General features: G+C 62.7%; 35 protein-coding genes and 1 tRNA gene. 23 read left to right on the top strand and 13 right to left on the bottom strand.

Annotated features, from left to right (window positions below; all coding sequences use genetic code 11):
* Window positions 1–7: 7 nt before the first annotated feature.
* From OH686_RS18895 to OH686_RS18880, 4 genes are all read right to left on the bottom strand, one after another.
* A complete protein-coding gene (locus OH686_RS18895; protein WP_289534455.1) occupies window positions 8–835 on the bottom strand; it encodes an ATP-binding protein in 828 nt (275 codons plus the stop codon).
* Window positions 816–1,613 carry a DnaT-like ssDNA-binding domain-containing protein gene (locus OH686_RS18890; protein ID WP_289534454.1) on the bottom strand — a complete coding sequence of 266 codons (798 nt, stop codon included), beginning with the start codon at window positions 1,611–1,613 and terminating at the stop codon, window positions 816–818. The genes OH686_RS18895 and OH686_RS18890 overlap by 20 nt, the downstream gene beginning before the upstream one ends.
* A gap of 1 nt (window position 1,614) precedes the next feature.
* Window positions 1,615–2,037 carry a phage regulatory CII family protein gene (locus tag OH686_RS18885; RefSeq protein ID WP_289534452.1) on the bottom strand — a complete coding sequence of 141 codons (423 nt, stop codon included), beginning with the start codon at window positions 2,035–2,037 and terminating at the stop codon, window positions 1,615–1,617.
* Between the two features lie 108 nt (window positions 2,038–2,145).
* A complete protein-coding gene (locus OH686_RS18880; RefSeq protein WP_289534450.1) occupies window positions 2,146–2,388 on the bottom strand; it encodes a hypothetical protein in 243 nt (80 codons plus the stop codon).
* Between the two features lie 155 nt (window positions 2,389–2,543).
* Here OH686_RS18880 and OH686_RS18875 point away from each other — a divergent pair, with 155 nt between their 5' ends.
* From OH686_RS18875 to OH686_RS18860, 4 genes are all read left to right on the top strand, one after another.
* A complete protein-coding gene (locus OH686_RS18875) occupies window positions 2,544–3,380 on the top strand; it encodes a S24 family peptidase (RefSeq protein ID WP_289534449.1) in 837 nt (278 codons plus the stop codon).
* A 29-nt stretch (window positions 3,381–3,409) separates the two neighbouring features.
* Window positions 3,410–3,988, top strand: coding sequence for a hypothetical protein (locus tag OH686_RS18870; protein WP_289534448.1), 579 nt, complete (start codon window positions 3,410–3,412; stop codon window positions 3,986–3,988).
* Window positions 3,989–4,111: 123 nt separating this feature from the next.
* A complete protein-coding gene (locus OH686_RS18865) occupies window positions 4,112–4,771 on the top strand; it encodes a hypothetical protein (protein ID WP_289534447.1) in 660 nt (219 codons plus the stop codon).
* Between the two features lies 1 nt (window position 4,772).
* Window positions 4,773–5,306: a type II toxin-antitoxin system VapC family toxin gene (locus tag OH686_RS18860; protein ID WP_289534446.1), complete on the top strand. Its 534-nt coding sequence runs from the start codon at window positions 4,773–4,775 to the stop codon at window positions 5,304–5,306.
* On the opposite strand, the gene OH686_RS18855 is transcribed toward OH686_RS18860, so the two are convergent.
* Window positions 5,303–5,617 carry a DUF1654 domain-containing protein gene (locus tag OH686_RS18855; protein WP_289534444.1) on the bottom strand — a complete coding sequence of 105 codons (315 nt, stop codon included), beginning with the start codon at window positions 5,615–5,617 and terminating at the stop codon, window positions 5,303–5,305. The two genes, OH686_RS18860 and OH686_RS18855, sit on opposite strands and share 4 nt — an antisense overlap.
* Before the next feature lie 528 nt (window positions 5,618–6,145).
* Here OH686_RS18855 and OH686_RS18850 point away from each other — a divergent pair.
* From OH686_RS18850 to OH686_RS18825, 6 genes are all read left to right on the top strand, one after another.
* Window positions 6,146–7,030, top strand: coding sequence for a TAXI family TRAP transporter solute-binding subunit (locus tag OH686_RS18850; protein WP_289534442.1), 885 nt, complete (start codon window positions 6,146–6,148; stop codon window positions 7,028–7,030).
* Entirely contained in the window at window positions 7,030–7,236 is a 207-nt protein-coding gene (locus tag OH686_RS18845) for a hypothetical protein (protein ID WP_289534441.1), read from the top strand. Before OH686_RS18850 ends, OH686_RS18845 begins: the two co-directional genes overlap by 1 nt.
* Before the next feature lie 54 nt (window positions 7,237–7,290).
* A complete protein-coding gene (locus tag OH686_RS18840; RefSeq protein ID WP_289534440.1) occupies window positions 7,291–7,596 on the top strand; it encodes an Acb2/Tad1 domain-containing protein in 306 nt (101 codons plus the stop codon).
* Window positions 7,597–7,880: 284 nt separating this feature from the next.
* Window positions 7,881–8,147 carry a hypothetical protein gene (locus OH686_RS18835; protein WP_289534438.1) on the top strand — a complete coding sequence of 89 codons (267 nt, stop codon included), beginning with the start codon at window positions 7,881–7,883 and terminating at the stop codon, window positions 8,145–8,147.
* Window positions 8,144–8,518, top strand: coding sequence for a hypothetical protein (locus OH686_RS18830; protein WP_289534436.1), 375 nt, complete (start codon window positions 8,144–8,146; stop codon window positions 8,516–8,518). The genes OH686_RS18835 and OH686_RS18830 overlap by 4 nt, the downstream gene beginning before the upstream one ends.
* Complete coding sequence (locus OH686_RS18825) at window positions 8,508–8,837, top strand: hypothetical protein (protein WP_289534434.1); 330 nt, start codon at window positions 8,508–8,510, stop codon at window positions 8,835–8,837. Before OH686_RS18830 ends, OH686_RS18825 begins: the two co-directional genes overlap by 11 nt.
* On the opposite strand, the gene OH686_RS18820 is transcribed toward OH686_RS18825, so the two are convergent.
* The gene (locus tag OH686_RS18820) at window positions 8,834–9,079 is read right to left on the bottom strand and encodes a hypothetical protein (RefSeq protein ID WP_289534432.1); all 246 of its coding nucleotides are present in this window, start codon (window positions 9,077–9,079) and stop codon (window positions 8,834–8,836) included. The genes OH686_RS18825 and OH686_RS18820 overlap by 4 nt on opposite strands.
* 115 nt (window positions 9,080–9,194) lie before the next feature.
* On the opposite strand from OH686_RS18820, the gene OH686_RS18815 reads away from it, so the two are divergent.
* Genes OH686_RS18815 through OH686_RS18800 form a run of 4 tightly spaced genes read left to right on the top strand, consistent with a single transcriptional unit; the run spans window position 9,195 to window position 11,704 of the window.
* Window positions 9,195–10,073: an adenine nucleotide alpha hydrolase family protein gene (locus OH686_RS18815; RefSeq protein ID WP_289534431.1), complete on the top strand. Its 879-nt coding sequence runs from the start codon at window positions 9,195–9,197 to the stop codon at window positions 10,071–10,073.
* Window positions 10,074–10,075: 2 nt separating this feature from the next.
* A complete protein-coding gene (locus tag OH686_RS18810) occupies window positions 10,076–10,321 on the top strand; it encodes a hypothetical protein (protein ID WP_289534429.1) in 246 nt (81 codons plus the stop codon).
* Window positions 10,321–11,046: a hypothetical protein gene (locus OH686_RS18805; protein ID WP_289534427.1), complete on the top strand. Its 726-nt coding sequence runs from the start codon at window positions 10,321–10,323 to the stop codon at window positions 11,044–11,046. Before OH686_RS18810 ends, OH686_RS18805 begins: the two co-directional genes overlap by 1 nt.
* A 37-nt stretch (window positions 11,047–11,083) precedes the next feature.
* Window positions 11,084–11,704 (top strand): hypothetical protein, encoded by a 621-nt coding sequence (locus OH686_RS18800; protein WP_289534426.1) that lies wholly within the window; start codon window positions 11,084–11,086, stop codon window positions 11,702–11,704.
* Between the two features lie 109 nt (window positions 11,705–11,813).
* Here the strand turns inward: OH686_RS18800 and OH686_RS18795 are convergent, their stop codons facing one another.
* Window positions 11,814–12,014 (bottom strand): hypothetical protein, encoded by a 201-nt coding sequence (locus OH686_RS18795; RefSeq protein ID WP_289534425.1) that lies wholly within the window; start codon window positions 12,012–12,014, stop codon window positions 11,814–11,816.
* Window positions 12,015–12,139: 125 nt separating this feature from the next.
* On the opposite strand from OH686_RS18795, the gene OH686_RS18790 reads away from it, so the two are divergent.
* Window positions 12,140–12,517, top strand: a complete 378-nt coding sequence (locus OH686_RS18790) for a hypothetical protein (RefSeq protein WP_289534423.1) — start codon at window positions 12,140–12,142, stop codon at window positions 12,515–12,517.
* A 26-nt stretch (window positions 12,518–12,543) separates the two neighbouring features.
* Here the strand turns inward: OH686_RS18790 and OH686_RS18785 are convergent, their stop codons facing one another.
* Complete coding sequence (locus OH686_RS18785; RefSeq protein WP_289534421.1) at window positions 12,544–13,218, bottom strand: hypothetical protein; 675 nt, start codon at window positions 13,216–13,218, stop codon at window positions 12,544–12,546.
* An 82-nt stretch (window positions 13,219–13,300) separates the two neighbouring features.
* On the opposite strand from OH686_RS18785, the gene OH686_RS18780 reads away from it, so the two are divergent.
* The 3 genes from OH686_RS18780 to OH686_RS18770 are packed head-to-tail and all read left to right on the top strand — an operon-like array spanning window position 13,301 to window position 14,873.
* A complete protein-coding gene (locus OH686_RS18780) occupies window positions 13,301–13,954 on the top strand; it encodes a hypothetical protein (RefSeq protein ID WP_289534419.1) in 654 nt (217 codons plus the stop codon).
* Entirely contained in the window at window positions 13,951–14,652 is a 702-nt protein-coding gene (locus OH686_RS18775; protein ID WP_289534418.1) for a hypothetical protein, read from the top strand. The genes OH686_RS18780 and OH686_RS18775 overlap by 4 nt, the downstream gene beginning before the upstream one ends.
* Complete coding sequence (locus OH686_RS18770) at window positions 14,649–14,873, top strand: hypothetical protein (protein ID WP_289534417.1); 225 nt, start codon at window positions 14,649–14,651, stop codon at window positions 14,871–14,873. Before OH686_RS18775 ends, OH686_RS18770 begins: the two co-directional genes overlap by 4 nt.
* Before the next feature lie 82 nt (window positions 14,874–14,955).
* Here the strand turns inward: OH686_RS18770 and OH686_RS18765 are convergent, their stop codons facing one another.
* On the bottom strand, window positions 14,956–15,264 hold the full coding sequence (locus tag OH686_RS18765) for a hypothetical protein (RefSeq protein WP_289534416.1): 309 nt from the start codon (window positions 15,262–15,264) through the stop codon (window positions 14,956–14,958).
* Window positions 15,265–15,312: 48 nt separating this feature from the next.
* Here OH686_RS18765 and OH686_RS18760 point away from each other — a divergent pair, with 48 nt between their 5' ends.
* From OH686_RS18760 to OH686_RS18745, 4 genes are all read left to right on the top strand, one after another.
* Window positions 15,313–15,630, top strand: a complete 318-nt coding sequence (locus OH686_RS18760; RefSeq protein ID WP_289534414.1) for a DUF4406 domain-containing protein — start codon at window positions 15,313–15,315, stop codon at window positions 15,628–15,630.
* Window positions 15,618–15,923 carry a hypothetical protein gene (locus tag OH686_RS18755; RefSeq protein ID WP_289534413.1) on the top strand — a complete coding sequence of 102 codons (306 nt, stop codon included), beginning with the start codon at window positions 15,618–15,620 and terminating at the stop codon, window positions 15,921–15,923. Before OH686_RS18760 ends, OH686_RS18755 begins: the two co-directional genes overlap by 13 nt.
* A 97-nt stretch (window positions 15,924–16,020) precedes the next feature.
* Window positions 16,021–16,236, top strand: coding sequence for an excisionase family protein (gene xisR, locus OH686_RS18750; protein ID WP_289534412.1), 216 nt, complete (start codon window positions 16,021–16,023; stop codon window positions 16,234–16,236).
* Complete coding sequence (locus OH686_RS18745) at window positions 16,233–17,477, top strand: Arm DNA-binding domain-containing protein (RefSeq protein WP_289534411.1); 1,245 nt, start codon at window positions 16,233–16,235, stop codon at window positions 17,475–17,477. The genes xisR and OH686_RS18745 overlap by 4 nt, the downstream gene beginning before the upstream one ends.
* 121 nt (window positions 17,478–17,598) lie before the next feature.
* Here OH686_RS18745 and OH686_RS18740 read toward each other — a convergent pair.
* From OH686_RS18740 to dapA, 4 genes are all read right to left on the bottom strand, one after another.
* Window positions 17,599–17,688: transfer RNA gene (locus OH686_RS18740), tRNA-Ser, on the bottom strand.
* Window positions 17,689–17,810: 122 nt separating this feature from the next.
* Window positions 17,811–18,680 (bottom strand): phosphoribosylaminoimidazolesuccinocarboxamide synthase, encoded by an 870-nt coding sequence (locus OH686_RS18735; RefSeq protein WP_279867524.1) that lies wholly within the window; start codon window positions 18,678–18,680, stop codon window positions 17,811–17,813.
* Between the two features lie 93 nt (window positions 18,681–18,773).
* Window positions 18,774–19,889, bottom strand: coding sequence for an NlpB/DapX family lipoprotein (gene bamC / locus OH686_RS18730; RefSeq protein WP_137971408.1), 1,116 nt, complete (start codon window positions 19,887–19,889; stop codon window positions 18,774–18,776).
* Between the two features lie 17 nt (window positions 19,890–19,906).
* Entirely contained in the window at window positions 19,907–20,785 is an 879-nt protein-coding gene (dapA, locus tag OH686_RS18725) for a 4-hydroxy-tetrahydrodipicolinate synthase (protein WP_137971407.1), read from the bottom strand.
* Window positions 20,786–20,952: 167 nt separating this feature from the next.
* Between dapA and OH686_RS18720 the strand changes: the two genes are divergently transcribed.
* Window positions 20,953–21,510 (top strand): glycine cleavage system transcriptional repressor, encoded by a 558-nt coding sequence (locus tag OH686_RS18720; protein WP_289534408.1) that lies wholly within the window; start codon window positions 20,953–20,955, stop codon window positions 21,508–21,510.
* Window positions 21,511–21,517: the final 7 nt, after the last annotated feature.

Below are 21,517 nucleotides of genomic sequence, written 5' to 3'. Positions count from 1 at the left end.
GCGCCACTCAGCCACGATCCACCTCCCGCCGCGCACTTGCCCAATCAAACACCGCCGCCAGGCCGCCGCCCTCGCGCAGCCGGTCCACCGTCCGGTCACCCAAGGCGCCGGAGAGGGCCGGCGCGGCCAGGTTGGAAATCACGATGGTCGGCTTCACGTCCTCGTAGCGGGCGTTCACCACCTCGAACATCACCATCCGCTCGAAGTCAGTCCCGTAGCTGGCCCCCACCTCGTCCAGGATCAGCAGGTCTGGCGTCCGGAAGATCTCCAGCGCCTCGCGCTCGGACTGCTCCGCCTCCTTCCCGTAGCTCGCCTTCACCTGCTGGCACACCCGGGCCACGGTCGTGTACAGCACGTTGCGCCGGTGCTGCTCCACCACCTCGGCGGCGATCGCCGCGGCCAGGTGCGTCTTGCCGTTGCCCACATGGCCGAGCAGCAGCAGGCAGCGCCCAGCGCCGGCGTGCTCCGGGAAGTCCGCTGCATACCCGCGGCAGATGGTCAGCGCCAGGCGCTGCGCCTCCGTCTCGGCCCGGTAGTTCGCAAAGGTCTTGGTCTTAAACCGCAGCGGAATCAGGGCCTGGCCCAGCTGCCGCTCCAGCTTCGCCGCAACGGCCAGGCGCTGCTGCTCGGTGCGGTCGATGGCCTCCTGCTCGGCCAGGCGCTGCCGCGCACACTCCGGGCAGCCGGAGAGCACGTCGTCGCGCAGCTTGTTGGCGATGTAGTCACCATGCGCCAGGCACTTGGCCGGCGCCGTGCCGGTGATCCCGGCAGACCTCTGCAGGCGCGCGAGGCTGTCGCCCAGCGAACTCGGGCGGTTAGAACGAGTAGGTTCCATCGGGATTGGGCTCCAGGCCGTCACGCAGGTTTTGGGATTTCAGATCGGTGTGCTGGCTGGTCCGCCCGTTGCGGGCGGCCTGGGCAGGCTTGGCTGCAGTGCGCGCAGCAGCACGCTTGATCGAGGTAACCAGCTCGCGGCACCAACCGCCCTGGTTGTTCGCCGTCTCGGGCCGGGTCAGCCAGTACGACACGAACTCGGCAACTACCTCGTCGGTCACCTGCTCAGCCGCCACGCCGATCATCTTCAGGTGGGTGGCCAGGCTCACCTCGTCCGGCTTCCAGGTCTCCACCATCACGAAGCGCTGGCGGGCGTCCTCGGGCGGCTCCCCCTGTTGTTGTTCTTTATCTCTTCTCTTCTCTTCTCTGGTCACGCTGCTGTCACGCTCACTACGTGACGGTTCGGGTGACTCTGGCGTGACGGATGGCGTGACAGCACCGCGCTTTTTCTGCTGCCGATTCGCCGCCAGGCCCCGTGCCTTGGCGGTTGCGCCGTTGTGTCGCTCAAAATTGGGGAAGGTGATGCCCTGCTCGCTGATCACCAGCCAACCGGCCTCAGCCATCACGCCGGCGAAGCCATCGCAACGCAGGTAACGGTCGATCCATTTTTGTGTCACGCCAGCAGCGTGACCGTCGCGTGACTGACTGTCGGCCCAACTCCACAGATGCTGCAGCCGCCCAACCACCGAGAACTCGTCCAGGCCCAGCCGATCCGCGATCAGAATCACCGCAGGGTCGTCAGCCAGGGAGACGCGCATCTTGATCCAGTCGCCTGCCATGTCAGGCCACCTGCACCGAGGCTTCGAGCTGGTCCAAGCTCTCGCGCACGCCGCCGATCTCCCGGCGGATCATCGCCTTCTCCACCTGGCTCACCCGGCCGTCGGCCATGGCCACGGTCACCGCCTTGGTCACGTCGGCCACCTCGGCGTGCATGTGCAGCACCGCAGCGGAGAGGTTCACCGCCTCGGCGCCCTCCTTCGCCACCAGGTTGAAGCCGAACTCGGCAGCCAGCGCCGCCAGCGGCCGCATGTCCTGGGTGTGCAGTAGGATCTGGTACAGATGGTTGATGGTCAGCTTGTGCGCGTCGTTGTCCGGGTTCGAGCGCTGCAGCAGGCTCACATGCGGCAAACCCATCTGGCCCGCCAGGCGCTTCGGCTCGGCGTCCTTCACAGCGTCATGACAGGCCCTGAGGAACTGTTCCATGCGTAAAACCTCTCTGCTCTTTCCGTGGCGCTGTAGTCATCGCGCCTTCAATCTGGTGGCCATGAAGAACACAGCCCCTAAACCCCATTGCGTCAGCGGCGCCTGCCCTCAGGCCGCCGACTTTGCGCTCGGCTTCGCGCTCTCTTTCAGCTCGGCGGTTTGGAAAGGCTCGCCTCGCGCTGCAGCAGCTGCAGCCAGCAGCTCGGCGTACTTCGTTTCGCCGGTGTACTCGGTGCGCGGCAGCGCGCCTGCCGCGAGCCACTTGTAGATCGCGCGCGGGCTTTTGCCGCAGATGCGCGCCGCTGCAGCTGGGCCGCCAGCTGCGTCGATCGCAGCCTTGAGAGTGCTCATGGTTGCTCCTGATGGATTAGGTACTTCTGGTACATATTATGTCGGTACTGAAAGTTCACGCAACCACGTGTGATAGTGAACGAATGGTTCAAGAAATCGACTCTATCCGCGCCGGGTTCGTAGCCCGCCTAAAACAGGCGGCGGTAGCGGCTGGCTTGCCGGAATGGGGACTGGGCGCTCACCTGGCCCGCGCAACGAAGCGCACGCCCAAGGCGGTCAGCAAGTGGATGAACTGCGAGAGCATGCCCGAGCGGGATGCCATGCTCGATCTGGCCACCACCCTGGGCGTTCGTACCGAGTGGCTGGAGTACGGCGAAGAGCCAATGAAGAGCCAGTTCATGACCCCGCCTCGAACCGTAGCGGCAATCCAGCAGATCGCAGAACAGGCCTCTACCGGCTACAAGGCAACCGAGCAGGCCGCAACCAAGGTTCTGGAGATGCTGGCCAAGCACGGCAAGCTGAACAAGGACGCCGAGGCTCGCCTGGTCGAGGCCGTGCAGCAGAGCCTCGCTGAGGCGAAGACAGGCAAGGTCATCTCCGCCGACTTCTCCGGCTCGCGCCTCAAGCCAGGCGAGATCCTGATCCCGCAGTACGATGTGCGCGGCTCCATGGGCCACGGCCAGGTGCCGGCCGACTACACCGACTTCATGCGTAACGTGACGGTGAGCGGCCCCCAGCTGGAGAAACTGGGCCTCGACTACACCTCCCCCGCCAACCTGGCCATCATCAGCGGCTGGGGCCAGTCCATGGCGCCGACGATCCAGGACAAAGACCCGGTCATCGTCGACCGCGGCGTCACCGACTTCACCGGCGACGGCGTCTACGTCATCACCTGGGACGGCATGCTCTACATCAAGCGCCTGCAGAAGGTAGACGCCGAAAGCATCGAGCTGATCTCGGACAATCCCAAACACAAGGACCGCGTTGTCAGCCTCGACGAGGTCGCCATCCATGCCAGAGTACTGCTGGTATGGAACGCGCAGAAGCTCTAGCGTAGAGGCAGCGGCATCAAGGAGGGGGCGTGGAGGCACTAGCTACGTGGATTCAAATTCTCCTACCGATTGGCGGTGGGTTATGGATTTACGGGACTGCATCAGATCACAAGCGCGCCCAGTTCAGGCGCTGGCTGTCAGAAAAGGCATCCGCTTCGAAGCCCTATATTCAGCGGTTGTTGCTTCGACTTGGATGCGGAGCGGTAACAGTCGCCGCCGGCTGGATTGTCTGGGACTCGATCATCGGGGTCATCGACTTCAAGAGCAGTGCGGCCCCATTGAGCCGACGAGACGTTTTTCTCTTTGTACTTAATGCGTTTAACGGCATTTGCTACGCCGTGGTGACGGCAACATTTTTCGGGCTCACTATCAGGCGCAACGAGGAATCCGGAGAAAGTGGACGGCTCGTCGTAACACTCAACAAGCGGGAGTACTTAACCTTAAAGATTGTTGAGGGCGCGGATATCAACGGACTCATCGAAGCGCTCAAGCGGGGCGAGGTCTGCCTCCAGATGGTCGGGACTTCCAGAGGCAAAGTTAAGGTTCGCGTAGATGCGCCTAGGGATCTCCTAGTGCTCCGACAATCGGAAAATGAAAGGCTTGTTTGACCGGCCCGTTGAACAGAAAAACCGCTGCCTAACGTATAGCCTCGTCCACTGTCAGCGACCTATACTCGAATGATGAAAACGCTAACGCTCGCTTTAGATGGGACCAAGCCAGGACTGCTATCTATGGCACGTCTTACGGACTATCTTTGCGAGCTCGTTGAGTTGCTGGGTCATCCGGACAGTGTCCACTTTGATTCCGTCACTGAAGGCTCTGCGTGCCTGAACACTCACATCGATGATTCGTACTACCAGCATGTAGTGCATCGCGTACGCGAAGCTGGCCAGAATGTGGGTCCGAAAAGAGCAATCAAAGCGTACAAACGTCTCGCGAGCCTCATGGAGGAGGATCGGGTGGATGGAATCTTGCGCACGGACGATGCCCAGATTCTGCAGTTTCCCAAGGTTAAGAGCTCTGCCGCTCCTCTGGTCGTCATCAAACAGGGTAGCGTGCAAGGGCGCCTTTACATTGTTGGTGGGAAAGACGATACCGTCCCGGTACGCCTAGAAGGGGCCAATGGAGAGACATTGCTCTGCGAAGCAGATACGCATCTCGCCGAAGAGCTAGGAAAACTGCTTTTCAAGCACGTACGAGTGCACGGCAAGGGCGAGTGGCAGAGTCGCCCCCACGGCGGGTGGAGACTAAAAAAAATGTTCATCCATTCGTATGAGAAGCTTGAAAAGAGCAACCTAAAAGGCACGGTTGATCGGATCAAGAGAGCGGGAGGAATGCTCTGGGATGATCAGGAAGATCCGCATGCTACGATCCATGAGCTGAGGAGCTAAGGTGCGCGTAGTTCTCGACACAAACATCCTCATTCAAACGCTAAGGAATGCTAAAGCTGGCGCACAGCTATACGACCCCGAAACAGGTGAGCCGGTTGATCGGTTGGAGGCGCGCGCGGAAGCCCTGATCGAGCAAATAGACTCCAAAGACGGGGTTGTCTTAATCCCTGCGCCGGTACTTGCGGAATACCTTATTGGCGTAGCTCACGATGCTTATCAGACCCATTTGGACTTAATCGGAGGCACCTCCTGTTTTGAGGTTGTTCCTTTCGACCAAATCGCAGCGATCGAATGCGCGCTTATGGTCAATGACGAGGAGTTAAGAGCTCTAGACACCGTGGCCAGCAAGGCGAAACTTCGCGTCGATCGCCAGATTATCGCTATCGCATTGGCAAATAACGCGGACGAGTTATGGACGCATGATGTAGGTCTCTACAAGAAAGCCGTCAGTTGCGGGTTAAGTTGTAAATCGCTGGCACACATTCTTCCGAAACCTGAGCAACTCGAAGTCTCACTAAATGACGGTGCCGCCTAGTACTGCACATCATCCTCCACCGCCTCCAGCTCCCCCTCCTCCACCGCCCGATCCTCTTGGGTCGGCAGATCCCACCGCAGCGTCACTGACCCATCCTCGTTCGGCGTCACCGCCACCGCATCCTCCTCGGCCAACAGCTCCAACACCCCCGCCCAGTCCTCGGCTGAATCCGTATCCAGCCGGTGCACCGTCACGCAGCGCTCAAGCTGCGACCTGGGCGAATTGATCATCATCGAAACCCGCAACCCCAGCCGCTCCAACCCGGTCAGCTCGCGCTTCGCCTGACGCTCTGGGGACTTCTGCTTTGCCATCTTCCCTACTCCTGATTCTGTATATCCGTACAGTATTTCAACTGCCGCTCCGCTTGCAACGTCCTGCGCAACCGTTAGCGCGCAAAACGAAATATGTACTTTTGGTACTTGACCATATATGAACCATGAGTACATATTTATCTCACGCCGGTTCATACCAGCCAGGCCACGAGGCCACCGCTCTTTAACAACGCACGCCATGAACAGCTAGCCGGCAGCCGCCGGCGAGGCAGCCCCGGCCACTACCTGTGGGGCGACAGAAAGTCAGGTGGACACCATCAACAACAGAACGCATCGCCTCTTCGGCGACCGGCGATCAGACAGGTGCAGAGGCAACACCTGCCAACGCGAAGGCGACCCAGAACCATGGGCGACCGGAGACGGCTGATCGAGGGCCCTACCCAACCGAGAGAACGACCCGAACGCGATGCGCCCCGCCTCAACCTCCAGGGCGGCCAGGTCAGGAGGACAAGTATTCGAGAGCCTGCCCAGCAGGCACACCAGCAACGCCAACCCGAGGATCACCCCATGAAAGCGACCCACATCCTGCTCGCCGTGCTGCTGACCATCAGCGGCCTGGCCAGCGCCACCCCTGCCCCGCTCACCTTCTGCACCGGTGGCGAAGGCGGCTTCTACGAGAGCCTCGGCCAAGCCATCGGCAAGGCCATCACCAAGAACACCGGCGCCCAGCTCGAGGTGCTCAACACCGGCGGCTCGGTTGAGAACGCCCAGTTGCTGAAGGACGGCGACTGCCGCATAGCCATCATGCAGGCCGACGTCGTCACCACTGCCCCGCTCCCCGCGGACATCAAGGTGTCCGACGCCCACTCCGAGATCGTGTACTGGCTGCACGGCAAGGCCGGGGTGGACGACTTCGGCAAGATGGAAGACGACAGCGTGGCCGAGAAGTACGCCTTCGCCGCGGTCAGCGGCTCCGGCGCCCTGGTCACCGTCAAGAACTGGGTAGCAACCGACAAGGACTACGAAGGCGCGCGCATCGTCGAGTTCGACGACTGGTACAGCGCGGCCGAGGCCGTCGCCCAGGGCTACGTCTCCCGCGCCGGTGTGCGCATCGAGATCGCCGGCATGCTCTACGTCGGCCGCGCCGGCAAGATCACCACCGACATCACCGAGGACTTCGGCAACCAGATCCTGATCGGTGAGATCAACGACGACTCCTTCGCCAACGCCAAGGACGCCAACAACAACCCGCTCTACACCCACTGCAGCGTGGAAACCCAGGCGGCAACCGGCCTGAAGACCAGCACGACCTTAGCGCCGGACACCTACTGCCTACGCGCCCAGGTCGTCTACGACAACGAGTACCACAAGGACCTGGCCAGCAAGGAACAGCGCACCGTGCGCCGCGCTGTGGATAAGGGCATCAACAGCATCGTGAAGGCGGTGCGCTGATGCGCCGGCGGCTCGTGGCGGCCTGCCTGGTGCTGGCCGCCGCGCTTCTCACCATCTGGCTGCTCACCCGCCTATTCGCCTGGGGCGCCTGCTCCTGGTACGGCTACCAGACCGAGCGCAACACCCGCTATGCCGCCTTCGTGGGCTGCATGGTCGAGGTGAACGGCCGCTGGATACCGCGTAACGAGCTGCGCGTTGTGCAGTGAGGCTTCCCCGATGCCCTTGCGAGGGGCTGCAGGGAACCACCCAGGAGAACACCTATGGAAAACCAACACCGCAAGATCGCTGGCTACCGCGAGCTGAACGAGGACGAAATATCGCTGATGAACGCCATCAAGGCCCAGGGCGCTGAACTGCTGAAGCTGCAGGGCAAGCTGGTGACGATGCTGCAGGCGCAGCGGATTGGTAAGGCTGTCGCAGCTGAGCACGACGACCAGGCTGCCATCGATGAATACGAGCGTTTCAAGGCAGCTGAGCCTGAGCGCTGGGCGGCCATCGGCAAAACCGATATCCAGACCGGAATCATGGCCATGGTTCGCGCTGTCGCGCAGCCGGCTGGCGTTTGACTTCCAATCCGTGCCGGTTCGGCATGCAGCTGCGTTAGCGCGGGCTCATATCACCCGCAGATCAGCTCGCCTTCCCCTGCCGGGCCGGATCAAAGCGCGCACCTGTTCGAGTAAATCGGAAGCCAAGGGGGAAGCCCCTGCTACCGAGGTAGCCGGCGCCTCGGGCGACAAGCCGGCACACCACTCTCCCCGCCTTCATACGCCGCCGCCTTACCGAAAGACCTTGCGGAAGACCACTTCCGGCCAGGGCGGCGACCTATGCACGCAACCCCAACGAGGTGCCCATGAACATGATCACCATGGCCCAGGAGAGCATCCTGGAACTGGCGGAGATGCTCCGCCTCAGCAGCCAAGCGCGCATGGCCTTCGAGGCACGGCGCACCCAGCCGGCGCCCACCACCTACCGCGCCCAGGTCGTGGCCACCGGCTCCGGCATGGTCCGCGTCGTCGAGATCGGCACCGGCCGCGTCCTCGGCTTCCGCCGCACCATCCGCGAGGCCAAGTGGCTGGCCGAGTCCCTGGCGCGCAGTCAACAGCAGGTGCCGGCATGATCCAGCAACCCCACTTCCGCAGCCACGCAGACCAGTTGGCCGCCCTGGGTTCCGCTGCGCAGCTCGACCCAGCCAAGTATCCACGTCGTGCCGCCTTGGCCCGCGCCCGCGAGAAGCAAATGGCAACCCGCCGTGGCCACGGCGACAAGTTTCGCCAAGCCAGAGACGAGCTCGCCTCAGGCATAAAGATGCAGGCCACCACCATGACTCTAGCCGAGATATCTCGCGCTACCGGCATCGACCGCAAGCGCCTGAACCTGATCGCCGAGGAGAACGGCTTCACCTTCCTCTCCCGCCCACAGATCGAACAGGCCCGAATGGCCAAGATCGCCCGGGCATTCCTGGAGGAGGAACCACAGGATGGCGGCTAAGAGCCAGAAGGAGCGCGACGACAAGGCCGCCGCCAAGCGCATCGAGATGGACGAGAAGGAGCTGCGCCACCGCTGCCGGCGCGGCACCCGCGACAAGCTCGAAGAGCTGATGGCCTGGCACGGAATCACCGAGCAGGCCGAGGCCATTCAGCTGCTGATCTGGAACGCCCATGCCCTGGGACCGGAAGGCTCGGCACCTGCCCTTGCAATCCCGCGCCACGAATACGCACTACCGGAAAGCGTGGCGCGCACTCTCTACCAGCAGGGCGCCAAAGAAGCCGCCAGCATGGATCGCTTCGAGCAGTTGCCGAATAGCTAATTTCCGCTACCGAAGCCTGGCTCGTACCACCCTGTTGGGGTGACTCGCAAAAGCCCTCTATGCGCAACACTCTGCAGCCTGGCCTTCGCCTCGCTCTTCGAAATCCCTAGTGCATCAGCCACGAACTGCGGCGAGATCCGACCGTGTTGCTTGGCTTTGGCAACCAGCCAATCGCTCTGCGAGTCGTCAATGCGGCCAGCCAGCGCATCGCGCAGCCCATCGAGACCAGGAATGTATGCCATGTGCAGCTCCTAGCGAATCTGGTCAACAAGCCTAGCAGCCCCGCCCCCATCCCAATCTACATCCCCACGCCATCGGCCGCCCTGGGCGAGCAGATGGCCCTGTTCTGAGGTACGCATGAACCCCTATCGCATAACTGGCCCGGCGCAGATCGGGCTCAGCGGCGGCCGCACGTCCGGATTTTTGACGCGCCGCATTCTCGATGCACACGGAGGCAGTCTGCCTGCCGACGTGCATGCCTTCTTCCAGAACACCGGCAAAGAGGTGGAGGAAACGCTGGAGTTCGTGCAGGAGATGTCCGAGCGCTGGGCTTTCCCTGTCGTATGGATGGAGTGGTGTCGGGAGTACGGCCAAGCAGAGGATGCGCCGTGGTACCGGCTGGTGGACTTCAAGACCGCGAGCCGTAGTGGCGAGCCGTTCGACATGATGCTCGACTACTACGCCCGCTACCGTCGCGAGGAAAAGCAGCTACCTCCGGTCCTCCCCAACTTCTCGAACAACATGTGCACCGCCTACCTCAAGATCAAGATCGGCGAGAAGCATATGCGCAGCCTCGGCTACGACCAGTGGGATTGTGTGGTGGGCATCCGCTACGACGAGCCAGGGCGCTATCACCGCATGATGGCAGCCAATGAGCGCGGCGGTACACGCTGGGAGAACTACACCCCGCTCTACTTGGATGGCATCACCAAGGAGCATGTCGCTGAGTTCTGGAGCCAGCAGCCCTTCGACCTGGGCATCCACTCGGACATGGGCAACTGCGACCTCTGCTGGAAGAAGAGCGAAGACAAGCTCTACAGGGCGATCATCGAAGACCCGTCGAGGGTTCTGTGGTGGTCAGGCACCGAAGAGCGTTTCGGCCAGGTCTTCCGCCAGGACCGCCCCAAGTACGCCCACATGGCCTGGTATGCCGAACGCATGGCAACCCAGGACGCCTTCGACTTCGAAGCAGCTGGCCTTATTTCCGAGGACATCGACTGCTTCTGCGGGGATTGATCATGAACACCTACCGCATCACCTTTGCCGCCACCTGCCCCAACGATGGGGAACTGATCGTCTACAAACTGGAGATCCAGACCAGCGAGGTGATCTACGTCGAGCATCTCAAGGCCGAAACGGCGCTGATCAAGACGGGAATCCAGGAGCAGATTGCGGATCGACTGCAGCAGCGCTTCGGCGGCGAGCAGACGATGGTTGCAGTTCACCAGGGCGTCGAGATTGAGACTGTGCGGGCGCCGGCGTGATGATCCACTATCACGGCACTCCGGTCGGTGGCACGCGCCATGATGCGGCTCGCCTACTGGCTGGCCGGCACGCCCTGGTGCCATTCCCTCGCCAGGACGACATGGGCATCGTCGCCGAGGCATGCCAGTCCTTCGTCTTCGATAATGGGGCGTTCACTGTCTGGCGCCAGGGCGGCCAACTCGACGTTGACGGCTACCTTCGCTGGGTCGATGACTGGTACCGACATCCTGGCTTCGACTGGGCGCTCATTCCTGACGTGATCGACGGCGACGAGAACGCCAACGATCTATTGCTCGAGCAATGGCCCGCACATCTGCCTGGCGTACCGGTCTGGCACTTGCACGAGTCACTGGAGCGCCTTCAACGGCTGGCCAGCGATTGGCGCACAGTGGCCTTCGGCAGCTCCGGCCAATGGTCCTCTCCCGGTACAGCGCCATGGTGGACGCGCATGAGCGCGGCCATGGATGCGATCTGCGATGAACATGGCCGCCCTCTCTGCCGGCTGCATGGCCTCCGCATGCTAGACCCAGCCATCTTCTCGCGCCTGCCCCTCGCCAGCGCCGACAGCACCAACGCAGCGGTCAACGGCGGAAGCGTCAAGCGCTTCGGTATGTACGTGCCGCCAACGGCTGGGCAGCGCGCGGCGGTGATTGCCGACCGCATCGAGGCTCACAACTCAGCCCCGATCTGGCAGCGCAGCGGGCAAGCCGAATTCGCGCTCTAGCCCAGTTCAATACCCTCAACAGATCCGGAACACCAGCATGACCACGCCAGTAGCCGTGTTGTTCGCGCGCGCCGACAGCAACTACAAGCCCCTGCCAGGATGCGATGTGTACGACATTGACCGCGACGCTAGAACGTTCGCAGGCGGCATGCCAGTTGTGGCGCACCCGCCCTGCAGGATGTGGGGGAAGCTCCGGAAGTTCGCCAAGGGACGGGCAGACGAGAAGGACCTGGCGCGCTTCGCCGTGAAAATGGTCCGTGAGTGGGGAGGCGTCCTAGAGCATCCTTTCTCATCGACGCTTTGGCTTGATCAAGACCTGCCAGCTATCGGTCAGCGTGACGGGTACGGTGGCTGGACATTGGTGATCGATCAGGATTGGTTCGGACACAAGGCTGAGAAACGGACGAAGCTCTATATCGTCGGTGTGGAGCCTAGAGATATACCGCCACTGCCATTCCGAATTGAAGAGCCCACCCATGTGCTGGCATCTGATCGCCGAGCCGGACCTGGCCGTGATTCGCCGCGGCTGAAGAAGGGTGACCCAGGGTGGCGCCCGGAGATCAGCAAGGCCGAGCGCGAACACACCCCGCAGCTTCTGGCTGAATGGCTGGTAGAACTGGCGCGGCGCTGCCGCGTCGATCGCCGCCAAGGTGCCTAAGCCACCCTGTCCGGCCGTCATCCTTGCCCGATGCGCGGCCGGCGGGCGTGCCGCGGAGTATAGGGGGCGAGCAGCACCAGGCCAGGTACAAGAGGTCGCAGCCGACGAGCTACCCCTTGGCATCCTCCGCGTCGTTGTTATCCCAATACGCATAGGCGGCCTGCTCTGCGGCAGACTCCAGGGCGAACAGCTTGTCCTGCAGCTCGACCGCGCTGATGTCGGGGTTGGCTGCCAGGAAGGAGTCGATCTCCATCCAGCTGGCGGCGGCAGCCCGGGCCAGGCGGCGCGAGCGGTCGTGAAATGTCTCCATGGGCATGCTCCTGCAGGGTGTCTTCGGATAGACCGCAGGCGGCCGGCAAGGTTGAGGCGACGAGCGCGCCTCGACCAACCGAAAGGAAGGCGCCAGAATACTGTATATACAAACAGTATTTAGCCATGCATTACGAAATCCTGCCCCTCTACAACCTTGGCGTCCGGCGCAAGCCGAAGGAGCTGGACCGCGCGGACCGGATCAGCGCCGACATCCACATCCAGAAAGACCCGTGGGGGCCGCTGGGTAGGGAAAGCCTGAAGGCCTACTTGTTCAGCGCCTCGCTACCCAGGAGCGTGCATCAGCACCAAGAGCCGCGAGATCTGCCACCGCTCTGGGATGTCCGCATGGAAGGCATGGCCACCCTGGCCTTTGTGATCGAGGGTGTCGAGTTCGTCGACGGCCGCATGTACCAGCAGGCATGGCACTGCAAGGTGTCGGATGAGCGCTTCACAGTTCCGTGGACCCTATGCCCACGCGGGCCATTAGACGAATTGATGTAGTCAGATCGGATTCTTTCTACCGGCCGCTAACCCGGTGATCCGTTGCTATGCGCGGTTTCCAAAAACTTCGAGAAACGGCCTTGTTCCACATCGAAGTAATACAGCACCTGATAACGAAGATGACGGACATCCTGATACAGTATTATTAGCTGGCCAGTTATATCCTCAGCCCCCGGTTCGATCAGAACTTCAAATTCTCGCACCTCATCCCTTCTAATCAATGCAAAGTTCATACTATTTAGCGATCCTGCAATGGGGCTTGCAATAATTGACACATGCAGAGCATCACCGCCCAGGTTTGTGATTCTGAACTTGGATCTCACTCCTTCCGAGGAGGTCATCTTGTGGCGCGCCTCGATAGCAAATTTTGCTTTGTAGGCTAGCGCTTCACGCGACCGTGCCTCTTCGAGCTCTTTCAATTGATTATCAACTTGCATCCGAGTGGCTTCGGCCATAACTTTCTGCTGTTCCACGGAGTTCTTCAATTCAGTTGCCTGAAGGCGCAACTCAGCACCCTGCTGGAGATATCCGAGAACAAGCCAAAGAAATGCCAGAGGCCCAAATATGCCCGCGAAGAAATCCCCAAGCTCGTTGAGATCTAGCGCCCCCAGCGTGGTAAATCGCGAACCGATTAAAGACCAGACCCACAGCAAGTAAGCGGCACTGACGAATACTCCAAACCAAGTTCTTCTCGACCCCATACTTCGCATCCTTTCCAGTTTCGCCGCTTCGCTTGACCCTACCCCACAACCCACCTTTCACGCCACTGGCGAGGGAGAAGTCATGTCCACCGAAAACACCGCCAACGCAGAGTTCCTGCGTGACGTGGCCACCCACGAACTGACCATCATCCGCGAGGACGGCCTCTATCGGCACCTGCGCTTCAAGCGCCCAGGCACGTCCTGCATGTTCTTCGACTTGATCACCTGGCCTGGCCACCTCTGCTACACCGGCGACATGGGCACCTACGTATTCCAGCGGATCGAGGACATGCTGGAGTTCTTCCGCCGTGAAACGAAAGGCGAGGACCTGCCGATCAATCCGAGCTACTGGTCGGAGAAGGTTATTGCCGTCGACGGCGGCCGCAGCGCTGGCAGCGTGTTCGAGTATGACCACCAGAAGTTTCTGGATGCCGTGATGGACTATCAGGGCGACTGGCTCGAAGGCCTCAGCGAGGAGCACCAGGCCGAGCTGAAAGAGGCGGTATGGGATGACGTCCTGCAATGGGCCGACGAGCACGACGAGCACGGCAATTATCGGCGGGTGTACGACTTCTCAGCCGAGGTCGGCGGCCGGGAGTACCAGTTCACCGACATTCTCGAGCGCAGCATGCGCCGCTTCACTGACCGCTATATCTGGTGCTGCCGCGCTCTCGTGTGGGGCATCGGTAAGTACGACGCTGCCACCCAGCCGACCGAGCAGGAGCAGCAGCCATGAAAGAACGCCCCATCCTGTTCAGCGGCGCCATGGTGCGCGCCATCCTCGAGGGCCGGAAGACTGTCACCCGGCGGGTAGTACCCAGCTGGCAGCTACCAAGCAAAACACGAGGCGAAGATATCGAAGGGCTGCGCTGGATGTCGGTGGCACAGCGTCACCCTCGGTGGGGGTTTGGTGTGTTTGGCGCCACCGAAGAAGAGTGCATGGCGAACTACTGCGCCGAGTACAGGAGCTGCTGCCCGTACGGCATGCTAGGCGACCGGCTGTGGGTACGCGAGAGCACCGAGGCTGACTACGACACCTTCGAAGAGGTGGTGCTCGCGCGCTACTGCGCCGACAAGGAGCCCGTTCTGTACGAGGCCGTCGATGAGGAAGGAGACCCTATCCAACCCGTTGAGCACTGGAACTATCCGCGTGACGTGCGCCCGTCCATCCACATGCCGCGCTCCCAAGCTCGCATCCTGCTGGAGATCACCGCCGTGCGCGTCGAGCGCCTGCAGGACATCAGCGAGCAGCAGGCCCTGGCCGAGGGCGTCCGCGATGCTGGCGAGGGGTTCTTTGACGTCGAGGACAGCCGGCACCTGGCGGCAGACCCACGCGAGAGTTTTGCCTCTCTGTGGGAATCGATCAACGGCGCCGAGTCCTGGGCCGCCAACCCCTGGGTCTGGGTGGTCGAGTTCAAGCGGGTGACGCCATGAACAAGCCCACCACCTCAACCACCATGACCACCGCCCAGCAGGCAGTGATCTGGCAGCCCTACCTCGACGACCGCGGCCCAGGCGAGCCCGCCCTGCTCGTCCAGGTCGACGCCTGCGGCCTACTCACCATCACCCAGGAAGGCCGCGACGTGCTGATCCAGCCCGAGACGCTGCCAGAGCTGTTCAAGCAGCTGCGGCGCCTGACCAAAGGAAAACCATGACCACCAAGATCCTCTGCCGCACCACCCGCAAGCCGGTCGAAGAGTGCCGCTGCCTGCGCTGCACCCCAGTTCAGCCTGGGGGCTAGCCTCCTGCTCCAGGAGCCCAACCACCCACCTCGTGGAGCCTGGCCACGATCTGCCGCATACCCACGTGAGTGCAGGGCCTACCAGGCGCCACCTGCTCGATCAGCTGGTTGATCCGCGCGTCCGAGAGGTCTGCCTCCAGGATCGCTGGATAGAGCTGCCGCAGATGCTGCTCGCTCAGCCACTTATCGCTCGTCTCGTTGAAGCAGATGCTCCACCCGGGCCGCCGCTCTTCGATCTTCAGGCCGAGCTCAGCCGCCAGCTGCAGCACAGCCTCCACAAATCCATCCGCATCCAATGCCTTCATGACCATGCCCTCGGCTGTTTATTCGGCCGAGTATAGGAGCTGCACGGAATGAAACGAATCTACCTAGCCGGCCCCATGACCGGCCTGCCCGAATACAACTACCCCGCCTTCCACGCCGAAGCCGCCCGCCTCCGCGCCTTGGGCTACCACGTGGAGAACCCGGCGGAGAATCCGGAGCAGGACAGCTGGGAGGCCTACATGCGCCAGGCCATCCGCCAGATGCTCACCTGCGACATCGTCGCCTTCCTGTTCGGGTGGGCCGAGAGCCGCGGCGCGCTGCTCGAGCGCTACATCGCGCAGCAGGTGGGGCTGGCCGTCATGCCTTCCGCGCAAATCGAATTGCAGGAGGTGCCATGCGAGGCCTGAACGAATCAGCGGCACAGGCCCGGGCGCGCCGCGACACCCACAACGAGCTGCAGGAGATGGAAAGCCGAGTCGGCCCGATCTACGCCCTGATCGCCATCGCCGGCCTGATCAGCCTGGGCATCTTCATCTGGAGCCTGACCTATGAACCGGCATCCCGCCAACGGCATTCGGCAGCGCCAGGCGCAGTACCGACCACCCTGCAGCCACAACTGGGGCTTCGGCGCTCCTGGGTGCATCCGCTGCACGTTGTGCCCGGCTACCGGGACGAGGCGCTTGTCTGCCGCCGAGGTTGAGGAGCTGAGCTCCGGCGCCTGGATATACCTGCGCCACCCCTGATCACCCTATACGCACCCCATAGCTCGCCGGCGACGCCCGGCGTGGAGGAAAGTCATGGCTGCTGCCGAGAAGATCCACCCGCTCATCACCCCGGCCGACTGGTTCCGGGGCAATCTCCTGCCGGCCGTGTTCGGCATCACCAGCGAGGCGGCGCGAAAGTACCGCGAGCGAGGCCAGTGGCTGGAGGGCGTGCACTACCGCAAGGACCCGGTCGGCCAGTATGTCTACAGCCGGCCGGCGATCACCGCATGGATGGGAGGCAGGGTTTGAGCAAGGCGAAGCTGCCCAAGGGCGTGGACAAGCTACCCCAGGGGGTCGAGATCAACGGCAACCGCCTGCGCATCTCCTTTTACCTGAACGGCCGGCGGTGCAAGGAGCCCCTGCCGGCCGTTACCACCATCACCAAAGCCTCGATCGCCTACGCCGACAACAAGCGGCGGACGATCCTGGCCGAGATCAAGGAGGGGCGGTTCGACTACGCGACTCACTTCCCAGAGTCACCCCTGGCGCCGATCTTCTCCGGCACCGGCGGGCCAAGCACAAACAGAACAGTAGCCGAGGGCGTGACGCGCTGGCTGGAGGTGCAGAAGGCCAAGCGAGCGAAGAGCACCTACGACAACTACGCCAGCAAGTCGAAGCACATTACCGCGTGGGCCGGCCCGCGCCGAATCGCCGACATATCTAAGACCGAGTTCGAGCTGCTCCAGGCGAAGCTGCTCAAGTCAGGCCTCAAGCCGAAGACGGTCAACGACGTGTTCACTGTGGTGCGCGGGGTATGGGCGGATGCCTTCAGCGACGGGGTGGTGAAGTCCAACCCTCTGGAGCGGATCACCAACATCGAGCGCGACAGCGACGACGGCGAACACGCCAACCCCTTCAGCCGCGACGAGATCGACAGCATCGCCGCCGGCGACCCCAGCCGCATGCCCGACGTCCGGATGATGCTCTTCAACTGCTGGGCGGGGCTGTCGTTGTCCGAGATGGTGGCGCTTGCTATTGAGGATGTGGACCTGGCAGCCGGCGGCATTTACGTCCGGCGCGCCCGCGTCGGGGCGGACTACAAGGTGCCCAAGGAGCGCTCGCGCATACGCTTCGTCGAGCTGATCACTCCCGCCCTCGAGCTGCTGCAGCAGATACTGCTCGATGCCGCCGACCACCCTGCCGCCACCATCGAAGTGATCCAGCGGGACAACATGACGGTGAAGAAGGAGCGCGTTACCCTCCTGTTCCGGAACTCCGTCAGCGGCATCCCGTGGAGCGGCCAGAACGTGCACGAGTGGTTCACCGACCACCTGGCGCGCAGCGGAGTAGCCCACCGCGGGCCAAACCAATGCCGCCACACCTTCGCCAGCCAGGCGGTGTCCAGCTACGTTCCCCTGGAATGGGTCGCACGCCAGCTCGGCCACACCGACACAACGATGGTGAAGAAGCACTACGCGCGCTGGATACCCGCAAACACGAAGAGCATGGCGCGGCTCGTGTCGGAGATGATGGGATTCAAAGCGGACTAAGGCGTCCAGATACGGCCTAGAGGGTGGCGTTTCGGTCCTAATTTGGTCCTAAACGCAGCGCCAGAAAAGACAAAGCCCCTGTAATCTTCAACAGATTCAGGGGCTTAGGCTTACTTCAATATGGCGGGAAGATAGGGATTTGAACCCTAGGTGCCATTGCTGACACAACGGATTTCGAATCCGTCCCGTTCGACCACTCCGGCATCTTCCCAAAGCGGTGCGCATGATATCAGCTGAGCGCCGTTAGTCCAGCAGTTTTTCTTGTGTGATCAGGTGCTTGCGGCAGACATGAAAAAGGGAGCCATGGCTCCCTCGTTCTTTCCACGATTAAACTCAGCTGGTCAGCCGAGTCAGTGCCTCGCGGTATTTGTCGGCAGTCTTCTGTGCCACTTCGGCCGGTACGGCCGGGGCCGGCGGCTCCTTGTTCCAGCCGGTGGACTCCAGCCAGTCGCGCACGAACTGCTTGTCGAAGCTCGGCGGGTTGCTGCCTTCGGCGTAGCTGTCGGCCGGCCAGAAGCGGCTGGAATCGGGGGTAAGCGCCTCGTCCATCAGCGTCAGGGTGCCGTCTTCGTCCAGACCGAACTCGAACTTGGTGTCGGCGATGATGATGCCGCGAGTGGCCGCATATTCGACCGCCGCGCTGTACAGGGCGATGGCGGTGTCGCGCACCTTGGCCGCCAGCTCGGCACCGATGATGGCCTCGCACTGGGCGAAGCTGATGTTCTCGTCGTGGTCGCCGACGGCAGCCTTGGTCGAAGGGGTGAAGATCGGCTGCGGCAGCTTGGCCGCTTCCTTCAGGCCGGCCGGCAGCTGTATGCCGCAGACGGTGCCGCTCTTCTGATATTCCTTCCAGCCGGAGCCGACAATATAGCCACGCACGATGGCTTCCACCGCCACCGGCTGCAGGCGCTTGGCGACCACCGCACGACCCTCCACCAGCGGCAACTCGGCGGCCGGCACCACGTCCTCGACCTTGTCGCCGGTGAAGTGGTTGGGCACCACGTCCTTGAGCTTGTCGAACCAGAAGTTGGAGATGGCGGTGAGGATCTTGCCCTTCTCCGGGATCGGCTCGTCGAGGATCACGTCGAAGGCCGACAGGCGATCGGTGGCGACCATCAGCATGCGCTTGGCATCGATCTCGTAGAGGTCGCGGACTTTGCCGGAGTAGATCTTCTTCAGGCTCAGGGTGGTGGGAGTGGTCATGTCGAAGTTTCCGCCTGGTTTAAACGAAACAGGCGAAACCCATCGGGTTTCGCCTATCGATTCGCTGCAGGCCCGGCAGGTGCCGGGCCGGGATCAGCCGAGGTTTTCCTGGATCAGGGTCAGCACACGGCGGGCCACGTCTTCCGGGGCCACGGTGTTGATGTCCTTCTCCACGGTGACCTGCACGTCGCCACCGGCGCTGCTGGTCAGGCGTACCTGATAACGCTCGGCGCGGGCGTCGATCTCTTCCTGGGTCGGCTCGCTGCCGAACAGGCCGCTGATGAAGCCCTTCTCTTCTTCCGGCTTCTTGGCGCCCTCGGCCAGGTTGACGTAGTACACGCCCAGGCTGCGGTTGATGTCGTCGACGCGTACGTCGCCCAGCTCCAGGGCACGACCGACGCTGGACCAGGCACGGTCGAAGTCGGTGCTGAGGTTCAGTACCGGGTTGCCGGCACCGTCCTGGGTCAGGTTGATACGGCTCGGGGCGTCATAGTTGCGCGCGGCCAGCAGGGACACCGAGCCGTGCTCGGCGGTGCTGCTGAGGTCGGCGAGCATGCCGTCGAGCAGCGAGGCCTCGAGGCTGGCGTTGCCGGTGCGGGCCGGGAAGGCCACGTCGGCAGTGCTGCCTTCTTCACGCTCGGCGCTGACCACGAACACTTCGCTGGTATTGCGCACCACGCCCGGCTCGATGCGCACACGCACACGAACCTGGTTGTCGGTATCGGCCATCAGGCTGCCCACGCGACGGCCCATGGAAGGAGCCAGGTCCTCGACGCCCTGCCACTCGGTGATGAATTCACCGGTCTGCGGGCGCTCTTCGGCGATGCGGAAACCGCTGTTCTCGAAGTAGGAGCGAGCCACCGGCCAGACTTCCGCCGGAGCGCGCTGGGCCACCAGCCAGCGCGAGTCGCCGCTCTTCTGCAGGCTGAACTCGCTGGCCTCGCCAGTAGTGCCGAGGGCCTGCGGACGCGGCACCTCGAAGCTCTGCGGGGTTTCGGAACTGGTGGCGACGTGCGCCGGCACCGGCAGCAGCGGGTCGATGCGCTTGGCGTCAACGTTCGGCGGCATCTGCATCGGCGCAGTCTGACGCGCATCCAGATAGTCGGTGGAGCGATCACGGAAGTAGCCTTCATCGCCCCAGAGCCAGCCGCAGCCGCTGGTGGTGGAGATGATCAGGGCAAGGGCAGAGAGTCCAGCCAGTCGCTTCATGCGCAAGTATTCCTCGATTAAGCCAGGACGCCGGACTGGCGCATGGCCTGACGCAGCGGTTCGTGACAGCGCGGGCTGAGCCAGGTCAGCGGCAGACGAATGCCGTCCTGCATCATGCCCATTTCCTGCAGGGCCCATTTCACCGGAATCGGGTTGGATTCGATGAACAGATTCTTGTGCAGCGGCATCAGGCGCTCGTTGATAGCGCGGGAGGTGGCGGCATCGCCGGCCATGGCGGCGGCGCACAGCTCGGCCATGGCGCGCGGGGCGACGTTGGCGGTTACCGAGATATTGCCCTTGCCGCCCATCAGCATCAGCTCGACGGCGGTGGCGTCATCGCCGGAATAGACCAGGAAGTCGGAGCTGACGCGATCGAGGATGTCCTGAGCGCGCTGCAGGTCGCCGGTGGCTTCTTTGATACCGATGATGTTGGCCACCTTGGACAGGCGCTCGACGGTTTCCGGCAGCATGTCGCAGGCGGTACGGCCCGGCACGTTGTAGAGAATCTGCGGGATGGCCACGCTCTCGGCGATGTGGCGGAAGTGCTGGTACAGGCCTTCCTGAGTCGGCTTGTTGTAATAAGGGGTGACCAGCAGGCAGGCATCGGCGCCGACGCTCTTGGCGTTCTGGGTTAGCTCGATGGCTTCGCGGGTGCTGTTGGCGCCGGTACCGGCGATCACCGGGATACGACCGGCAACCTGGTCGACCACGCGGCGGATGACTTCGACGTGCTCGTTGACATCCAAGGTGGCGGATTCGCCAGTGGTGCCGACGGCGACTATGGCGTTGGTGCCCTCCTGCAGGTGGAAGTCGACCAGCTTGCTCAGAGCAGCCCAGTCCAGACCACCCTGTGCGTCCATGGGCGTGACCAGTGCCACCATACTGCCCGAAATCATGCAACCGCTCCTGCCGGAAAAAGAGAGCGGTAATGGTACTGGCGCCACCTGTGTTGCACAAGCGAACGGGACCCAGGCCAGCATTCCCCTGAGCGGCGCTTTTCGCTACCCTTCCCTCTTTGTTGGGCGCCTCATCGCGCCGACCCTCATCGTTTCAGGAAAGCTGAATGTCCACCCCCCAGGTTCGCGAACAATTCCTTGTCATCAGTGCCCTCGGCGCCAACCCCATGGAGCTGACCAGCGTGCTCTGCCGGGCCAGCCAGGAAAACCGCTGCGGCGTGGTCAGCAGCCGCCTGACCCGCCACGGCGAGTACAGCTCCCTGACCCTGCAAATCAGCGGCAGCTGGGACGCCCTTGCCCGTCTGGAAGGCGTTCTGCCGCCCCTGGCCAAGCGCCACAGCTTTAGCGTCAACATGATCCGCAGCGGCGCCCTCGAGGCTCGCCCCAATTCGCTGCCTTATGTCGCCTATGTCAGCTGTGCCTACCGCCCGGACATCCTCAACGAGCTGTGCCAGTTCTTCAGCGACCACCGCGTGGAGCTGGAAAGCATCACCTGCGACACCTATCAGGCCCCGCAGACCGGCGGCACCCTGCTCAACGCCACGCTGACCGTGACGCTGCCGCCGGGCACCCAGATCAGCTGGCTGCGCGACCAGTTCCTCGACTTCTCCGACGCCCTCAACCTGGACGCGCTGATCGAACCCTGGCGCCCGCAGAACCCATAAGGAATCC

Origin of the sequence: Pseudomonas sp. SO81 (genome assembly GCF_030374125.1) — a bacterium.
Classification (GTDB): Bacteria; Pseudomonadota; Gammaproteobacteria; order Pseudomonadales; family Pseudomonadaceae; genus Aquipseudomonas.
Note: the sequence above shows the minus strand (reverse complement) of the source record. Positions and strands in the feature narration are given on the sequence as shown.

What these genes read in the sequence shown, in the direction of transcription:
- OH686_RS18800 (WP_289534426.1), top strand. Translation starts at nt 11,084, where the DNA reads ATGACCACGCCAGTAGCCGTGTTGTTCGCGCGCGCCGACAGCAACTAC.
- OH686_RS18795 (WP_289534425.1), bottom strand. Translation starts at nt 12,014, where the DNA reads ATGGAGACATTTCACGACCGCTCGCGCCGCCTGGCCCGGGCTGCCGCC.
- OH686_RS18790 (WP_289534423.1), top strand. Translation starts at nt 12,140, where the DNA reads ATGCATTACGAAATCCTGCCCCTCTACAACCTTGGCGTCCGGCGCAAG.
- OH686_RS18805 (WP_289534427.1), top strand. Translation starts at nt 10,321, where the DNA reads ATGATCCACTATCACGGCACTCCGGTCGGTGGCACGCGCCATGATGCG.
- OH686_RS18885 (WP_289534452.1), bottom strand. Translation starts at nt 2,037, where the DNA reads ATGGAACAGTTCCTCAGGGCCTGTCATGACGCTGTGAAGGACGCCGAG.
- OH686_RS18770 (WP_289534417.1), top strand. Translation starts at nt 14,649, where the DNA reads ATGAACAAGCCCACCACCTCAACCACCATGACCACCGCCCAGCAGGCA.
- xisR (WP_289534412.1), top strand. Translation starts at nt 16,021, where the DNA reads ATGGCTGCTGCCGAGAAGATCCACCCGCTCATCACCCCGGCCGACTGG.
- OH686_RS18895 (WP_289534455.1), bottom strand. Translation starts at nt 835, where the DNA reads ATGGAACCTACTCGTTCTAACCGCCCGAGTTCGCTGGGCGACAGCCTC.
- OH686_RS18820 (WP_289534432.1), bottom strand. Translation starts at nt 9,079, where the DNA reads ATGGCATACATTCCTGGTCTCGATGGGCTGCGCGATGCGCTGGCTGGC.
- OH686_RS18845 (WP_289534441.1), top strand. Translation starts at nt 7,030, where the DNA reads ATGCGCCGGCGGCTCGTGGCGGCCTGCCTGGTGCTGGCCGCCGCGCTT.
- OH686_RS18850 (WP_289534442.1), top strand. Translation starts at nt 6,146, where the DNA reads ATGAAAGCGACCCACATCCTGCTCGCCGTGCTGCTGACCATCAGCGGC.
- bamC (WP_137971408.1), bottom strand. Translation starts at nt 19,889, where the DNA reads ATGAAGCGACTGGCTGGACTCTCTGCCCTTGCCCTGATCATCTCCACC.
- OH686_RS18810 (WP_289534429.1), top strand. Translation starts at nt 10,076, where the DNA reads ATGAACACCTACCGCATCACCTTTGCCGCCACCTGCCCCAACGATGGG.
- OH686_RS18720 (WP_289534408.1), top strand. Translation starts at nt 20,953, where the DNA reads ATGTCCACCCCCCAGGTTCGCGAACAATTCCTTGTCATCAGTGCCCTC.
- OH686_RS18830 (WP_289534436.1), top strand. Translation starts at nt 8,144, where the DNA reads ATGATCCAGCAACCCCACTTCCGCAGCCACGCAGACCAGTTGGCCGCC.
- OH686_RS18765 (WP_289534416.1), bottom strand. Translation starts at nt 15,264, where the DNA reads ATGAAGGCATTGGATGCGGATGGATTTGTGGAGGCTGTGCTGCAGCTG.
- OH686_RS18775 (WP_289534418.1), top strand. Translation starts at nt 13,951, where the DNA reads ATGAAAGAACGCCCCATCCTGTTCAGCGGCGCCATGGTGCGCGCCATC.
- OH686_RS18735 (WP_279867524.1), bottom strand. Translation starts at nt 18,680, where the DNA reads ATGACCACTCCCACCACCCTGAGCCTGAAGAAGATCTACTCCGGCAAA.
- OH686_RS18865 (WP_289534447.1), top strand. Translation starts at nt 4,112, where the DNA reads ATGGCACGTCTTACGGACTATCTTTGCGAGCTCGTTGAGTTGCTGGGT.
- OH686_RS18780 (WP_289534419.1), top strand. Translation starts at nt 13,301, where the DNA reads ATGTCCACCGAAAACACCGCCAACGCAGAGTTCCTGCGTGACGTGGCC.
- OH686_RS18760 (WP_289534414.1), top strand. Translation starts at nt 15,313, where the DNA reads ATGAAACGAATCTACCTAGCCGGCCCCATGACCGGCCTGCCCGAATAC.
- OH686_RS18880 (WP_289534450.1), bottom strand. Translation starts at nt 2,388, where the DNA reads ATGAGCACTCTCAAGGCTGCGATCGACGCAGCTGGCGGCCCAGCTGCA.
- OH686_RS18785 (WP_289534421.1), bottom strand. Translation starts at nt 13,218, where the DNA reads ATGGGGTCGAGAAGAACTTGGTTTGGAGTATTCGTCAGTGCCGCTTAC.
- OH686_RS18840 (WP_289534440.1), top strand. Translation starts at nt 7,291, where the DNA reads ATGGAAAACCAACACCGCAAGATCGCTGGCTACCGCGAGCTGAACGAG.
- OH686_RS18855 (WP_289534444.1), bottom strand. Translation starts at nt 5,617, where the DNA reads ATGGCAAAGCAGAAGTCCCCAGAGCGTCAGGCGAAGCGCGAGCTGACC.
- OH686_RS18835 (WP_289534438.1), top strand. Translation starts at nt 7,881, where the DNA reads ATGAACATGATCACCATGGCCCAGGAGAGCATCCTGGAACTGGCGGAG.
- OH686_RS18890 (WP_289534454.1), bottom strand. Translation starts at nt 1,613, where the DNA reads ATGGCAGGCGACTGGATCAAGATGCGCGTCTCCCTGGCTGACGACCCT.
- OH686_RS18815 (WP_289534431.1), top strand. Translation starts at nt 9,195, where the DNA reads ATGAACCCCTATCGCATAACTGGCCCGGCGCAGATCGGGCTCAGCGGC.
- OH686_RS18825 (WP_289534434.1), top strand. Translation starts at nt 8,508, where the DNA reads ATGGCGGCTAAGAGCCAGAAGGAGCGCGACGACAAGGCCGCCGCCAAG.
- dapA (WP_137971407.1), bottom strand. Translation starts at nt 20,785, where the DNA reads ATGATTTCGGGCAGTATGGTGGCACTGGTCACGCCCATGGACGCACAG.
- OH686_RS18755 (WP_289534413.1), top strand. Translation starts at nt 15,618, where the DNA reads ATGCGAGGCCTGAACGAATCAGCGGCACAGGCCCGGGCGCGCCGCGAC.